This window comes from Kribbella sp. NPDC059898, assembly GCF_042730855.1.
Taxonomy (GTDB): domain Bacteria; phylum Actinomycetota; class Actinomycetes; order Propionibacteriales; family Kribbellaceae; genus Kribbella.
In genome coordinates this window covers 34,397-47,790 of record NZ_JBHWKR010000004.1, presented here as the reverse complement: position 1 = coordinate 47,790, position 13,394 = coordinate 34,397, and the positions used below count along the sequence as shown (strand labels likewise).

Below are 13,394 nucleotides of genomic sequence, written 5' to 3'. Positions count from 1 at the left end.
CTTTCCTGTACTTGCCAACGGCAACTGTCACCTCAGCGCATTCAGTAGGCCTGGAACAGGCCGGTTTCCTGGTAGGTGCTGTGGAGGCGCAGGACCAGCTCGGTTGGCGGATGCAGCGGGCCGGGTGGCTTCGTGAAGAAGCCAGCCTCGAGTACTTCGTTTGCCGCCGGGCGGAGGGATCCGGTCCAGGTGCGGGTCTCGAAGCAGAGCGCGAAGCACTGGACGACGTCGCCGTTCGGATAGGTGAGCGTGTGGACGTCTGGGCGGGACACGCTCGCGAACGGCGCCAGGTCCTCCTCCGCCACGACCAGCCCGGTCTCCTCCGCGAACTCGCGGGCCGCCGTACTGCGGAAGCTGTCACCGGGCTCCGCGCCGCCGGCGGGCAGCTCCCACACACCGGTGTCACGACTCCGCTGGAACAGGATCCGGTCGTCCGCGTCGATCGCCAGCACCTGCGCGCCCGGCAGCAGCAACAACCGTGAGCCCACGTCGCGGCGGAGCTGGGCAAGGTAAGGATCCACGGATGAGAGGGTAGAGCCGTGGACTGGGTACGGCGGCGGGCGGGATCTCTGCTGGGGCTGGGGCTGATCGGCGGGCTGGTGTGGGCGACGGTGGTCACGTTGTCGCAGCCGAACTGGTACGACCCGGGCGAGGACTGCGCGCGCAAGCTCGGCGCGGTGAACGCCGTACCGCGGACGAGCTGGTTCCCGCCGTCCGCGAGCTGCATGTCCGACGACGGCGTGGCCCACCAGTACATGTCGACGACGCGCTCCGTGACGCTGTCGATCCTCGGCGTACTGCTCCTGATCATCCTCGTGACCGGCTTGATCCTGACCGTGCGGCGGCTGTCCGGCGACCCCGGCCCGCTCCGTACCGGCGACGACGTCGACCTGAAGCGCCGGCGCCGGTCGCACCTCACGTTCGGCGCGCTGGACCTGGCGGTCGCGTTCGCGCTGATCACGTTCCTGAACGCGGCCGCGATCGTCTTCGGCGGTCTGCCCGGCGGCGTACTGGCCATCCTCACGTCGCTCGTCGGCCTGAGCGCGTTCGGCGCGGTCCTCGACCGGCACATGGGTCCGTTGCCGAGCACCGCGCTCGACTCGCGGCGGCGCGGGACGGTCGCGGGCGTCGCGACGTACGGCATGGTGTTCGCGGCGACCGCAGTCTCGGGCCAGCTCCCGTTCTTCCGCTTCTGGGCGGTCCCGGCGGGCGGGATCGCGTACGCCGTGATCGCGGGAGTGCAATGGTCCCGCGCGACCTCTAAGGTCGAGGTGTGACCAATGCGGCGGTGATCGGTGGTGCGGGTCAGGTCCTGACCGAGGACGAGGTGACGGCGTTCATCGGCGACGCCCTGGCCGGTGCGGGGCTGGAGGGGAAGAGCGTCTGTGTGATCGTCCCGGACGCGACCCGCAGCTGCCCGCTCCCGCTGCTGCTGAAGGCGGTCACCCAGGCCCTGAAGGGCAGCCAGGTGACGATCTTGGTTGCCCTCGGCACCCATGCGGAGATGACGCCGGAGCAGCTCCGCAAGCACCTCGGCGACGACTACCCGAACGTGATCAATCACGAATGGTGGAAGCCGGACACCTTCGCGGACCTCGGCACGATCAGCCCGGACCGGGTCGGCGAGATCTCCGGCGAGATGCTCCGCGACGAGGTCCCGGTCCGGCTGAACCGGGCGGTCGTCGAGCACGACGTCGCGCTGGTCGTCGGGCCGGTGTTCCCGCACGAGGTGGTCGGCTTCTCCGGCGGCAACAAGTACTTCTTCCCGGGCGTCGCCGGCCAGGAGGTGATCGACTTCTCGCACTGGCTCGGCGCGCTGATCACCAGCGCGAACATCATCGGTACGCCGGGGATCACCCCGGTCCGGGCGCTGATCGACGAGGCCGCCGCGCTGATCCCGGCCGAGAAGCTCGCGCTGTCGGTGGTCGCTCAGTCCGGTACGGACAAGCTGCACGCGATCGCGTTCGGCGACACCACCGAGTCGTGGCGCGCCGCCGCCGGGATCTCCGCGCTGACCCACGTCCGCTACCTCGACCACCCGGTGCGGCGGGTCGTCTCCGTGATGCCACCGAAGTACGCCGACATCTGGACCGCGGCGAAGGGTTTCTACAAGCTCGAGCCGGTGGTCGCGGACGGCGGCGAGGTGATCCTGTACGCGCCGCACGTCACCCAGCTGGCCGCGATGCACCCGGAGATCGAGGAGATCGGGTACCACTGCCGCGACTACTTCCTCGGCCAGTGGGAGAAGTTCCGTGACCTGCACTGGGGTGTCCTCGCGCACTCCACGCACCTGCGCGGCGCCGGCACCTGGGACCCGGTGAACGGCGAGCACCTCCGCGTCCAGGTCACGCTCGCGACCGGCATCCCCGAGGACGTCGTACGAGCGGCCAACCTCGGGTACGTCGACCCGGCAGCGGTCGACCTGGACGCGTACGAGGCCGACCCGGACACCTTCGTCGTACCGAACGCCGGCGAGACCCTGTACCGGCTCAAGCCCTAGCCGCTCGACCTGACCCGCCGGTAACCTGAGCCGCTATGACAGACGTCGTCATCATCGGGTCCGGGTTCGCCGGGCTGTGCATGGGGATCAAGCTCAAGCAGGCGGGCTGCGAGGACTTCGTCGTCCTGGAGCAGGCCGACGACCTTGGCGGTACCTGGCGGGACAACACGTACCCGGGCTGCGCGTGCGACATCCCGTCGTACCTCTATTCGTTCTCGTTCGAGCAGAACCCGCGCTGGACGCGGATGTTCGCGCCCTGGGACGAGATCCTCGCGTACCTGCGGCACTGCGCGGACAAGTACGGCGTCACGGAGAAGATCCGGTACGGCGCGGAGGTGACCGCGGCGGAGTTCGACGAGAGGTCCGGGCACTGGACCGTCACGGTGAACGACGACGAGACGATCGAGACCCAGGCCCTGGTCGCCGGCGTCGGCAGCCTGCACCGGCCGAAGCTGCCCGACATCCCAGGCCTGGAGTCCTTCGGCGGTACGGCGTTCCACTCGGCGCAGTGGGATCACGGCCGCGACCTGCGCGGGCGGAACGTCGCGGTGATCGGAACCGGGGCGTCGGCGATCCAGTTCGTACCGCGGATCGCGCCGGAGGTGGCGCAGCTGGACGTGTACCAGCGGACGGCGCCGTGGGTGACGCCGAAGCCGGACCGCGCGATCGGCGGCTGGGAACGCACGCTGCACGAACGTTTCCCGGCCGCGCAACGGACGATCCGGAACGCCGTCTACTGGGGGCTCGAAGGGCGCGGCGCCGGGTTCGCCGGGAACCCGAAGCTGATGAAAGGCCTGGAGATCCAGGCGAAACGGCACCTGCGCAAGCAGGTCACCGATCCGGAACTGCGCGCGAAACTCACCCCGGACTACCAGATCGGCTGCAAGCGGATCCTGATCTCGAACGACTACTACCCGGCGCTCGCCCGGCCCAACGTCAGCGTGATCAGCACCCCGATCGTGCGGATCACCCCGACCGGCGTGGTCACCGCCGACGGCACCGAACGGTCCTGCGACACGATCGTCCTCGGCACCGGCTTCGACGTCTCCGCGAACCTCACCCGGATGCCGATCCGCGGCAAGGACGGCGTCGACCTCGCCGACCACTGGAAACGCAACGGCATCGGCGCCCACCTCGGCATCACGGTCGCCGGCTACCCGAACCTGTTCCTCCTGGTCGGCCCGAACACCCTCCTCGGCCACTCCTCGATGGTCTTCATGATCGAGGCCCAGGTCCGCTACGTCATGCAGGCGCTACACCTCCTCCGCCGCCGCAACGCGACGTACGTCGAGGTCCGCGAGGACGCGCAGGAACAGTTCGTCGCAGCCGTCCAAACCGACCTCGACCACACCGTCTGGCACTCCGGCTGCACCAGCTGGTACCTCGACCCCACCGGCCGGAACTCCACCATCTGGCCCGAATGGACCTTCACCTACTGGCGCCGCACCAGACACCTCAACCCCGCCGACTTCGCGGTCGTCCACTAGGTGATTACCCGGACTCCTCTAGTAGGAGGGTGGGTGGGGTGGTGTACGACCTTGGGATGAGGGGAAGACCGATCCGGAGGCCGATGTCTCGGGGGCGCCGTTGCAGGACTCTTGAGGCATGGACATTCTTCAGATCGCAGGAGCGGCCGTCGTGGTGATCGGTATCGTGATCACCGCGCTGATCGCCATCATCCCGTCAGTCGTAGACCGCTGAGCAACCTCAGTCGGCGGACAGATGGACCAGTAGGTCCTGCCGGGTCAGTACGCCCACCGGCTTGCCGTCGTCCAGGACCATCAGGGCGTCCCGGCTTTCGAGCAGCTCGACCGCCTTGGTGACCGGTTCGCCGGCGCCCAGGGACGGCAGGGCCGGGTCCATGTGCTGCTCGACGATATCCGCGAGCCGCGCCTTGCCGGAGTACAGCGCGTCCATCAGCGTCCGCTCCGACACCGCGCCGGCCACCTCGGCCGCCATCACCGGCGGCTCCGCGCGAACGACCGGCATCTGCGAGACGCCGTACTCCCGCAGAATCGCGACCGCCTCGGCGATCGTCTCGTGCGGGTGCGTGTGCACGAGCGGCGGCAGACTGCCGTCCTTCCCGGCCAGTACGTCACCGAGCGTAGTGCCCTGCTTCGAGTGCGCGAGGAATCCGTACTGCGCCAGCCAGTCGTCGTTGAACACCTTCGTCAGGTATCCGCGCCCGCCATCCGGCAGCAGTACGACGATCACCGCGTCCGGGTCGTCCAGCTCGTGCGCGAGCCGGATCGCCGCCGCGGCCGCCATCCCGGCCGAACCGCCGACCAGCATCGCCTCCTCGCGGGCCAGCCGCCGGGTGAGCGCGAACGAGTCCGCGTCCGACACCTCGATCACCCGGTCGCAGATGTCCCGGTCGTACGTCTCCGGCCAGAAGTCCTCGCCAACGCCCTCGACCAGGTACGGCCGCCCGGTACCGCCGGAGTACACCGAGCCCTCCGGGTCCGCGCCGATGACCTGCACGCGGCCGCCGGAGACCTCCTTCAGGTACTTCCCGGTGCCGCTGATCGTGCCGCCGGTGCCGACGCCCGCGACGAAGTGCGTGATCTTGCCGTCGGTCTGCTCCCAGAGCTCCGGCCCGGTGGTCTCGTAGTGCGAGCGCGGGTTGTTCTGGTTCGCGTACTGATTCGGCTTCCAGGCGCCCTCGATCTCGCGGACCAGCCGGTCGGACACGTTGTAGTACGAGTCCGGGTGCTCGGGCGCGACCGCGGTCGGGCAGACGACGACCTCGGCGCCGTACGCCTTGAGCACGTTCCGCTTGTCCTCGCTGACCTTGTCGGGGCAGACGAAGACGCACTTGTAGCCCTTCTGCTGGGCGACCATCGCGAGCCCGACGCCGGTGTTGCCGGAGGTCGGCTCGACGATCGTGCCGCCGGGCTTGAGCTCGCCGGAGGCTTCCGCGGCCTCGATCATCCGGACCGCGATCCGGTCCTTCACCGAGCCGCCGGGGTTGAAGTACTCAACCTTGGCCAGGACGAGGGGCTTGGCCCCGTCGGTGGTCTTGGTCAGCCGCACCAGCGGGGTGTTGCCGACGAGGTCCAGGAGTGATTCTGCGTAGCGCACGATCTTTACTGTAGTGATACCGGGCGCTTTGCCCTATTTTCACTTGCGTCGCGATAACAGCGTGTAATCCTTGTACTTATGAGCAGAGCCAGGGCAGCGAAGAAGCTGGCCCAGGCCGCAGCCTTCGGGGGCGGGGGACTCGGACTCATCGGTGCCACGTTGTACGGCGTACTGACCGCTGAGGCCGAGTACGCGAAGCGCGTGATCGGACCGACGAGGTACTACCCCACTCCGGGCAACGGTCTGTACGGCCGGTATTCAGGACATCCGATCACGTTCGCCATGCTCGGCGACTCGAGCGCGGCCGGCTACGGCACCGACTCCCCGGAGGAGACTCCCGGGGTGCTGCTCGCCTCGGGGCTGGCCGAGCTGGCCGAACGCCCGGTGCGGCTGGTCGACGTGTCGAAGACCGGCGCGAAGTCGACCGATCTGGCCGGCCAGGTGGACGCCGCGCTCCAGGCAGGTCCGCACGTCGCCGTCATCCTGATCGGCGTCAACGACGTGAAGGCGAAGATGCCGCCGTCGACGTCGGTCCGGCTGCTGTCCACCGCTGTCCGCCGACTGCGCGCCGCGAACTGTGAGGTGGTGGTAGGAACCTGCCCGGACCTGGGTGTGGTCCGGACGATCATGCCGCCGCTGCGGCAGGTCGCCCGGTCCTGGAGCCACCGGCTGGCCGCCGCTCAGACCATCGCAGTCGTCGAAGCAGGCGGCCGCTCCGTGTCGCTGGGCTCGTTGCTCGGCGAGGTGTTCCGGACCAACCCGTCGATGTGGGGCCGGGACAACTTCCACCCGTCCGCCACCGGGTACGCCGCCGCGTCGGCCGCCCTGCTGCCGTCGGTGGCGGCCGCGATGGGGATCGGGGCCGAGTCGTTCGTGCATCCGGAGCCGTTCCGCGGCGAGGCGATCCTGCCGATCGCGGAGGCCGCCGTCCAGGCTGCCCGCCGTCCGGGCACCGAGGTCGCCGCCACCGAGGTGGCCGGCCGGGAGCGCGGACCGCGCGGCCGCTGGGCGGCACTGCGGCACCGCCGCCGGCACCCGAGGGCCGAGGTCGAGCGGGTCGAGGAAACCGCCGCGGAAACTCCCGCCGCGGACCCGGAAACCGTGCCCGTCTGCCCATAGTTGTTGAGGTTGTGCGTCCGCTGAGCGGCGACTTTCATGTCGGGAGTCTTGATTCCGGGCGGCCAGGTGGTGCACAGTCGATAACTACGCGGTACCCCGATAACGGGAGGCGAAGATGGGCTTGAACCACTCCGAGGAGACGCATCAGCGTTTGGTGGAGGCCGTGCCCAGATGCACCGGACGCGCAATGACCGAGTGGTTCCAGCTGATGAACGACGGACCGTCGTTCCTGCGCTTCGACGACAGAGTGCGATGGCTGTCCAGCGAGTACGCGCTCGCGCATGGGCACGCGACCGCCATCGTGCACGAGTTCGACCTGGTCAAGGCGCACCGACGCATGGGCTGACCGCAAAGGAGACAACCTCGAAGACCTGCCCTTTCAGGTGGAGGGGCAGGTCTTTCACGTTCCGGCGAGGACCTCGTTACCCTCCGGATCCGTTACCAGCAAGGGATTCCGGCCGGTCAGCTCGAACCGGATCCGGTTCCGTTGCGGCCGCGGTACCTGCAGTTGCTGGAAGAACAGCACCGGGTTCAGGTCGAGCGGATCGTAGATGTCGGTGACGTCCGGCCTGCTGTCGAACTCGTAGCCGAGGAACTCCGCCCAGAACGCCCCTACCGCCGGGACATCCGAAGCGTCGATGCCGAACTGCACGAACCGCAGCGGCGCCGGATCCGGCCGCAGCCCGAGATCCTTGGCCGCACCCTCGATCCGCCGGGCGAGTACGACGAACTCCGGATCGGTCTCCCACGCGTCCTTCCGGCCCGCGATCGTGAGGCCTTCGGTCCGTACGTCGAGGCGCAACGGGATGCCCGCGGCGTCGGCCAGCTCGGCGACCGCGGTGACGAACCGGGCCGGTGCGTTCGGGTAGTGCACCATCGGGCTGAACAACGCGTACCAGTCGGTCGTTCCCGGCACGAGATCGCCCGGGACCAGGTCGACCTCGTTGCCCTCGTCGTCGGCCAGCAGCACCCCGAACGGGCCTGACGGCTCGCGGTCACCGCGGGCGCGGAGTGCTTCGTCGGACGGGCGGACCACGTCGACGTGGATCCGGTTCCGGAGCGGTCGCGGCTCGTCGAGGCGGCGTACCGGGAAGAGCGGGGCGCCGGCCATCTGGTCCCAGAAGGCCTGGATCGCGGGCGGGTTCGCCGCTTCGATCGAGGCGGACAGCGTGCGGGCCGTCCCCTCGGTCAGCCCGAGCTTCCGGGCCGCCGCTGAGGCCGCGGTCAGGTCGTCGGCGCGGACCAGTACGCCGGTCGCCCGCACGTCGGCGTCAGCGGTGACAGCGGTGGCCAGGGCGGCGCCGGCCGTGTGCGAGGGAGCGTCGTACCAGACGGTCTGCATGCGACCACGGTAGAACCGGAACCGGACGACCCGCGTCCGGAACGCCGTCGCTGTTCCTCAGCTTCCCGGAGGCACAATGACGCTCTGGGGAAAGGAGCGTTCGGTGAGCTTCACCATGCTGGCGGTGGTCGTCGCGGTCGGACTGGCCGGTCCGCTGCTCGCGCTGCGGCGCGGCTGGCACATCCCGGTCGTGCTCGGCGAGCTGGTCGCGGGCGTGATCCTCGGCAAGACCGGGATCGGGTACCTGAAGGCCGCCGACCCGAGCTTCACGTTCCTCGCCGACATCGGGTTCGGGCTGGTGATGTTCGTGGCCGGCACCCACGTCCCGGCCCGGGACGAGAGCCTGCGGCGGGCGATCCGGCCCGGCCTGCTCCGCGCGGTCGGCACCGGGATCGTCGCGACCGCGCTCGCGTTCGCGCTGAACGCGATCTTCCACACCGGCCACGTGCCGCTGTACGCCGTGCTGATGGCGTCCTCGTCGGCGGCGCTGGTGCTGCCGATCGTCGACTCGCTCGGGCTCGGCGGGCGGCCGGTCGTCGAGCTGCTCCCCCAGGTCGCGATCGCGGACGCCGCCTGCATCGTCGCGCTGCCGCTCGCGATCGACCCGCCGCACGCCGGCCGGGCCGCGCTCGGCGCACTGGCGGTGATCGCGGCGGGCGTGGTGGTGTTCTTCGGGCTGAACAAGGCGGAGCAGTCCGGCGCCCGGCACCGGCTGCACGACGTGTCGGAGGACCGGCGGTTCGCGGCCGAACTGCGGATCAGCCTGATGGTGCTGTTCGCGCTGGCCGGGCTGGCGACCGCGACGCACGTGTCGATCATGCTCGCCGGGTTCGTGCTCGGGCTCGCGGTGGCAGCGGTCGGCGAGCCGCGGCGGCTCGCCCGGCAGCTGTTCGCGCTGACCGAGGGCTTCCTCGGCCCGGTGTTCTTCGTCTGGCTCGGCGCGTCGCTCGACCTGCGCGAACTCGGCACCAAGCCGGCGTTCATCGGTCTCGGCGCCGCGCTCGGCATCGGCGCCGTGCTCAGTCACCTGTCCGGGCGGCTCACCCGGCAGCCGCTGAGCATCGGCGCACTCGCGGCGGCGCAGCTCGGCGTCCCGGTGGCGGCGGCGACGGTCGGTACGTCGCTGCACGTGCTCCAGCCGGGCGAGCCGTCCGCGTTGATCCTCGGCGCGCTGGTCACGATCGCGGTCAGCGCGGTCGCGGGCGGGCTCGCCGTACGGCGTGGATTGGTGGCGACGAAATGACGGTGCAGGCTGAGACGGCCGCGTACGAGAAGTGGCTGGCGGACCGGATCCCCGTCGTACCGGAGGATCTGGCGCTCAAGCATCACGAGCTGGCGGGTGATCCACTGCGGTTCCTGCGCGGGACGTACTACCTGTGGCTGCAGCGGGTCGCCGTACTGACGCCCGACCTGCTGCAAGGTCCGCAGGTGCCGGTGGTCGGGGACCTGCATGTGCAGAACTTCGGGACCTGGCGGGACCATCGCGGCGTCCGGCGGTGGGGCGTGAACGACTTCGACGAGCTGGCCTGGGGGCCGCCGACGATCGACCTGCTCCGGCTCGCGGTGTCCGCCGTACTGACGCCGGAGGTGGCGATCAGCCCGAAGCGGATCTGCCGGGTGCTGCTGGACGCGTGGTCGACGGCGAAGCCGGGGCGGGCCGTGGACCTGGCCGGCTCCGGTGCGAAACATCTGCGGGCGTTGGTGCCGAAGCCGCCGAGTGCCGCGCGGTACTACGGGAAGCTCCGGGAGGCGGCGGCGGCCGATCCGTCGATGCTGCCGGCCGCCGTACGGAAGGCCGTGAACGTGCCGGACGCGTCGTGGCATCGCCGGCAGGCCGGGACCGGGTCGCTCGGGCATCCGCGGATGGTCGCGGTCGGTGACGACCTCGCCCGCGAGGTGAAGGTGGTCGGGCCGCCGACCGCGGAGTACGTGGACGTCGGGCTGCAGCCGGACGACCTGCTGTACGGGCGGATCCTCGGGGCGCTGCGCGGGCCGGATCCGATGCGCCGGATCGCGGGCTGGCAGCTCCGGGGGCTGTCGCCCGACGTCGAGCGGATCACGATCGAGTCGCTGCGGCCGCGGGCGGTCGAGCTGGTGCTGACGTCGATGGCGCGCGCGGCTGCCGACGTGCACGGGGCGGTTCCGCATCATTTGCGGGACGCGCGGCGGTACGTCGGGGCGCTGCCGTCCGGGTGGCTGCTCGACGGGACGCGGCGGCTCGCGGACGACACGACCGAGCTGTACAAGCAGTACGCCGGGTGAGAACGACGGAAGGGCCGGCCCACCTGGACCGGCCCTTCCGTTGTGTCAGCTGGATCAGTCGCCGCCGCGGAGGATGGCGAGGATGCGCAGGATGTTCCAGTACAGCCAGACCAGCGTGACGGTCAGCGCGAACGCCGCCCGCCAGGCCTCGTTCTGCGGGGCGCCCTGGCGGATGCCCTGCTCGACCAGGTCGAAGTCGAGGATCAGGTTGAACACCGCGAGACCCGCGCCGATCGCCGCGAACAGCAGCCCCATCGGGCCGAACCCGCTGATACCCGTGCTGAAGCCGAACAGGCTGAGCAGCAGGTTGATCAGCAGCACACCGGCGAAGCCCATCGTGCCGATGACCACCATCCGGGTGAACTTCGGCGTGACCTTGATCGCGAAATACTTGTAGGTCGCCAGCGTCAGGCCGGCCGTCACCATCGTGGCGAGCACCGCCTGCACGATGATGCCGGAGTCACCGACCCAGTGGGCGATGAACTTGCTGCCGATCCCGAGGAACACGCCCTCGGCGGCGGCGTACACCATCACGAGCGCCGGGTTCACCTTGCGGGAGAACGACAGCACCATCGCGATCGCGAACGCGACCAGCATCCCGGCCAGGAACGCCGGCGTGACCAGCGTCGCCGGAATCATCCGCCACGCCACCGCGGCGGCCGCCACGACAACACCCAGGGTGATCGCGGTCTTCACGATCACGTCGTCCAACGTCATCGGCCGGCTCGCGGCCGGAGCCCCTTGGTACTGCTGCGGGGGCATCCCCGACCCGCCGTACCCGTAGGGAGCCTGCTGACCGTACGGAGCGGCCCCCGGATAGGCCTGCCCGTGGCCAGGCGCGAACGCACTCGACCGGTTCAGCACCGGGTTACTGCTCTGCATGTTTCCTCCTGATGACCCACATCCGGGGCCGTATCAAGATCCTACGACCCCATCCTGAACACAATCTGAGAATCCCCCCTGATGTTCCCCAACCGAAACCCCTGTAAATCCAGGGGTTGTATCGGGCGTCGATGGAATTCGTCCGCGGTCAGACGTGCGGGTGGGCCGGTTCCTGGGTGGAGAGGGCGGCGCCTACCTGGTCGGCGAGGGCTACGGCCACCAGGCGCTGTTCGAGGTCGGGGCGGGCGATGCGGGCGGCGGCGGTGAGGAGGAAGCGGCCGCGGGAGACGCCGGCGTACTGGACGGGGAGTTCGATCTCGGCGTTCGTGGGGAGGCCGTCGCGTTCCACCTTGAGGACGTGGGAGCCGCGGGTGACCGAGCCGTCCGGGTTCAGCCGGGGCGCGGCCGTCTGCTTGCTTCCGGCAACGAACTTGACGCCGTCGATGCCCAGTACGGCGGTGAGTTCCGCGCGGACCTGTTCGATCAGGTCGTCGGCGGACGCACCGGTCGCGACCGCCTGCGAGACGGTGATCACCCCGTCCAGGTACCCGCGCCGCCGGGACGCCTTCGCTTGTTGCCGACGGCCCCAGATCGCGATCTGGGTGACCGCGATGCCGATCACCAGCAGCAGCAAGGCCTGCTCCACGTCGTTGCTGCTGTTGATCGTGAAGCTGTCGTACGGAACCGTCAGGAAGAAGTCGAACCACACCGCGCTCGACACCGCAGCGAGTACCCCGGCCAGCCGGATACCGAATACTGCGACCGCGACGATCACGACCACGAGTACCAGCGCGGCGTTCGCGTTGTCGAAATGTTCCCGGAACGGCGTCAGCAACGCACAAACCGCCGGCGGAGCCAGCAACGAAGCGGTCAGGACCGGGGCGCGGTAGTTCTCCACACCCCTATTGATGCGCAGATGACAGCCCGGATCAACAGTTCTCACAGGTGTCTGTCACATCTACTACGAATAACCGGTGGCCGGCGACCGGACGGCTGCGTAGGTTGCGAGACATGTACCAACTTCGTCCTGCGGTGGCGTCCGACGCGGAGTTCCTGGCCGAGGTGGTGCTGAGCGCCACCCGGGCCCAGGGGCGGCTGGCCGACGGGTTCGACGAGATCGAGTGGCGGCGGGGATTCGCCGAGTGGACGCTCGAGTCGATCGACGACCCGGCGACGGACCTGTACGTCGTCGAGGTGGACGACCGCGCCGCCGGCCGCCTGCGGGTCAGCCGTACGCCGCAAGCCGTCGAACTGAACGGCATCCAGCTCCACCCCGACGTCCAGAACCGCGGAATCGGTACGGCGATCATCACCACGCTGCAGGAGGACGCCGTACGTCGCGGCGTACCGCTGCAGCTCACCGTCGAACGCGACAACCCGGACGCACGCCGCCTGTACGACCGGCTCGGCTTCGTCAAGGTCGGCGAGGACGGGGCGGAGGACGTACTGCGCTGGACGAAAGGCGTGGAGCAGAACCAGCTCTGGAACGCGGACGTCGCCGCCGGGTACGACACGCCGGACGCCGGGATGTTCGCGGCGGACGTGATCGGCCCGACCGTCGACCGGTTGAAGGAGCTTGCGGCGGGCGGCAGTGCGCTCGAGTTCGCGATCGGTACCGGCCGGGTCGCCGTACCACTTGCCGAACGGGGCGTCCCGGTGAGTGGGATCGAGCTGTCGACGGCCATGCTCGCCCAGCTCCGTACGAAGAACGACTCGATCCCTGTCGTCGTCGGTGACATGGCGACGGCGCGGGCGCCGGGCGAGTTCGCGCTCGTGTACCTGGTCTTCAACACGATCTCGAACCTGCTCACCCAGGAGGAGCAGGTCGCCTGCTTCCGGAACGCCGCCCGGCACCTGTCCCCCGGCGGCCGCTTCGTGATCGAACTCTGGGTCCCCGAACTCCGCCGCCTCCCACCGGGAATCCCGGCCACGGTAGGCATCGCGGACCCCGGCTACATCCTGCTGGACACGTACGACGTCCTGCGGCAGCACGTCGTCTCCCACCATTTCCACTTCGGCGAAGGCACCGAGGCGACGCTCGGCCGTACCCCGCACCGCTACATCTGGCCCGCCGAACTCGACCTGATGGCCCAACTCGCCGGCTTCACCCTCGAATCCCGCCACGCCGACTGGTCCGGCACACCGTTCACCGCAGACTCCCCCGCACACGTCTCCGTCTACCGCCTTACCGACACATAGCCCAAGCTG

The 13,394-nt window shown here is 69.6% G+C and carries 13 protein-coding genes; 8 read left to right on the top strand and 5 right to left on the bottom strand.

The annotated features are described in order from the left end of the window. Nucleotides 1-41: 41 nt before the first annotated feature. Nucleotides 42-521, bottom strand: a complete 480-nt coding sequence (locus tag ACFV9C_RS14200) for an NUDIX domain-containing protein (protein WP_380193643.1) — start codon at nucleotides 519-521, stop codon at nucleotides 42-44. Nucleotides 522-539: 18 nt separating this feature from the next. On the opposite strand from ACFV9C_RS14200, the gene ACFV9C_RS14195 reads away from it, so the two are divergent. The 3 genes from ACFV9C_RS14195 to ACFV9C_RS14185 are packed head-to-tail and all read left to right on the top strand — an operon-like array spanning nucleotide 540 to nucleotide 3,987. After that, complete coding sequence (locus ACFV9C_RS14195; RefSeq protein WP_380193642.1) at nucleotides 540-1,277, top strand: hypothetical protein; 738 nt, start codon at nucleotides 540-542, stop codon at nucleotides 1,275-1,277. Further along, the gene (locus tag ACFV9C_RS14190) at nucleotides 1,274-2,500 is read left to right on the top strand and encodes a lactate racemase domain-containing protein (RefSeq protein ID WP_380193640.1); all 1,227 of its coding nucleotides are present in this window, start codon (nucleotides 1,274-1,276) and stop codon (nucleotides 2,498-2,500) included. Before ACFV9C_RS14195 ends, ACFV9C_RS14190 begins: the two co-directional genes overlap by 4 nt. A gap of 35 nt (nucleotides 2,501-2,535) precedes the next feature. Next, complete coding sequence (locus ACFV9C_RS14185; protein ID WP_380193639.1) at nucleotides 2,536-3,987, top strand: flavin-containing monooxygenase; 1,452 nt, start codon at nucleotides 2,536-2,538, stop codon at nucleotides 3,985-3,987. Between the two features lie 220 nt (nucleotides 3,988-4,207). On the opposite strand, the gene ACFV9C_RS14180 is transcribed toward ACFV9C_RS14185, so the two are convergent. Then, on the bottom strand, nucleotides 4,208-5,581 hold the full coding sequence (locus ACFV9C_RS14180; protein ID WP_380193637.1) for a cystathionine beta-synthase: 1,374 nt from the start codon (nucleotides 5,579-5,581) through the stop codon (nucleotides 4,208-4,210). Between the two features lie 78 nt (nucleotides 5,582-5,659). Between ACFV9C_RS14180 and ACFV9C_RS14175 the strand changes: the two genes are divergently transcribed. Next, the gene (locus tag ACFV9C_RS14175; protein ID WP_380193636.1) at nucleotides 5,660-6,700 is read left to right on the top strand and encodes an SGNH/GDSL hydrolase family protein; all 1,041 of its coding nucleotides are present in this window, start codon (nucleotides 5,660-5,662) and stop codon (nucleotides 6,698-6,700) included. 115 nt (nucleotides 6,701-6,815) lie between these two features. Continuing rightward, nucleotides 6,816-7,046 (top strand): DUF4287 domain-containing protein, encoded by a 231-nt coding sequence (locus ACFV9C_RS14170; RefSeq protein WP_380193634.1) that lies wholly within the window; start codon nucleotides 6,816-6,818, stop codon nucleotides 7,044-7,046. A gap of 54 nt (nucleotides 7,047-7,100) precedes the next feature. Here the strand turns inward: ACFV9C_RS14170 and ACFV9C_RS14165 are convergent, their stop codons facing one another. Then, nucleotides 7,101-8,042: a VOC family protein gene (locus tag ACFV9C_RS14165; protein WP_380193632.1), complete on the bottom strand. Its 942-nt coding sequence runs from the start codon at nucleotides 8,040-8,042 to the stop codon at nucleotides 7,101-7,103. 103 nt (nucleotides 8,043-8,145) lie between these two features. Here ACFV9C_RS14165 and ACFV9C_RS14160 point away from each other — a divergent pair, with 103 nt between their 5' ends. Beyond that, the gene (locus ACFV9C_RS14160; RefSeq protein ID WP_380193630.1) at nucleotides 8,146-9,285 is read left to right on the top strand and encodes a cation:proton antiporter; all 1,140 of its coding nucleotides are present in this window, start codon (nucleotides 8,146-8,148) and stop codon (nucleotides 9,283-9,285) included. Beyond that, a complete protein-coding gene (locus ACFV9C_RS14155; RefSeq protein WP_380193629.1) occupies nucleotides 9,282-10,304 on the top strand; it encodes a DUF2252 family protein in 1,023 nt (340 codons plus the stop codon). The genes ACFV9C_RS14160 and ACFV9C_RS14155 overlap by 4 nt, the downstream gene beginning before the upstream one ends. A 54-nt stretch (nucleotides 10,305-10,358) precedes the next feature. Here ACFV9C_RS14155 and ACFV9C_RS14150 read toward each other — a convergent pair whose 3' ends face one another. Together ACFV9C_RS14150 and ACFV9C_RS14145 are read right to left on the bottom strand one after the other, a co-directional pair. Further along, the gene (locus ACFV9C_RS14150) at nucleotides 10,359-11,186 is read right to left on the bottom strand and encodes a Bax inhibitor-1/YccA family protein (protein ID WP_380193628.1); all 828 of its coding nucleotides are present in this window, start codon (nucleotides 11,184-11,186) and stop codon (nucleotides 10,359-10,361) included. Nucleotides 11,187-11,334: 148 nt separating this feature from the next. Continuing rightward, a complete protein-coding gene (locus ACFV9C_RS14145; protein ID WP_380193626.1) occupies nucleotides 11,335-12,084 on the bottom strand; it encodes a DUF4118 domain-containing protein in 750 nt (249 codons plus the stop codon). A gap of 113 nt (nucleotides 12,085-12,197) precedes the next feature. Here ACFV9C_RS14145 and ACFV9C_RS14140 point away from each other — a divergent pair, with 113 nt between their 5' ends. Then, nucleotides 12,198-13,385 carry a GNAT family N-acetyltransferase gene (locus ACFV9C_RS14140; protein ID WP_380193624.1) on the top strand — a complete coding sequence of 396 codons (1,188 nt, stop codon included), beginning with the start codon at nucleotides 12,198-12,200 and terminating at the stop codon, nucleotides 13,383-13,385. The last annotated feature ends 9 nt before the right edge of the window (nucleotides 13,386-13,394 follow it).

Coding starts and splice junctions, on each gene's coding strand:
- ACFV9C_RS14185 (WP_380193639.1), top strand. CDS start 2,536: ATGACAGACGTCGTCATCATCGGGTCCGGGTTCGCCGGGCTGTGCATG.
- ACFV9C_RS14175 (WP_380193636.1), top strand. CDS start 5,660: ATGAGCAGAGCCAGGGCAGCGAAGAAGCTGGCCCAGGCCGCAGCCTTC.
- ACFV9C_RS14170 (WP_380193634.1), top strand. CDS start 6,816: ATGGGCTTGAACCACTCCGAGGAGACGCATCAGCGTTTGGTGGAGGCC.
- ACFV9C_RS14165 (WP_380193632.1), bottom strand. CDS start 8,042: ATGCAGACCGTCTGGTACGACGCTCCCTCGCACACGGCCGGCGCCGCC.
- ACFV9C_RS14155 (WP_380193629.1), top strand. CDS start 9,282: ATGACGGTGCAGGCTGAGACGGCCGCGTACGAGAAGTGGCTGGCGGAC.
- ACFV9C_RS14150 (WP_380193628.1), bottom strand. CDS start 11,186: ATGCAGAGCAGTAACCCGGTGCTGAACCGGTCGAGTGCGTTCGCGCCT.
- ACFV9C_RS14140 (WP_380193624.1), top strand. CDS start 12,198: ATGTACCAACTTCGTCCTGCGGTGGCGTCCGACGCGGAGTTCCTGGCC.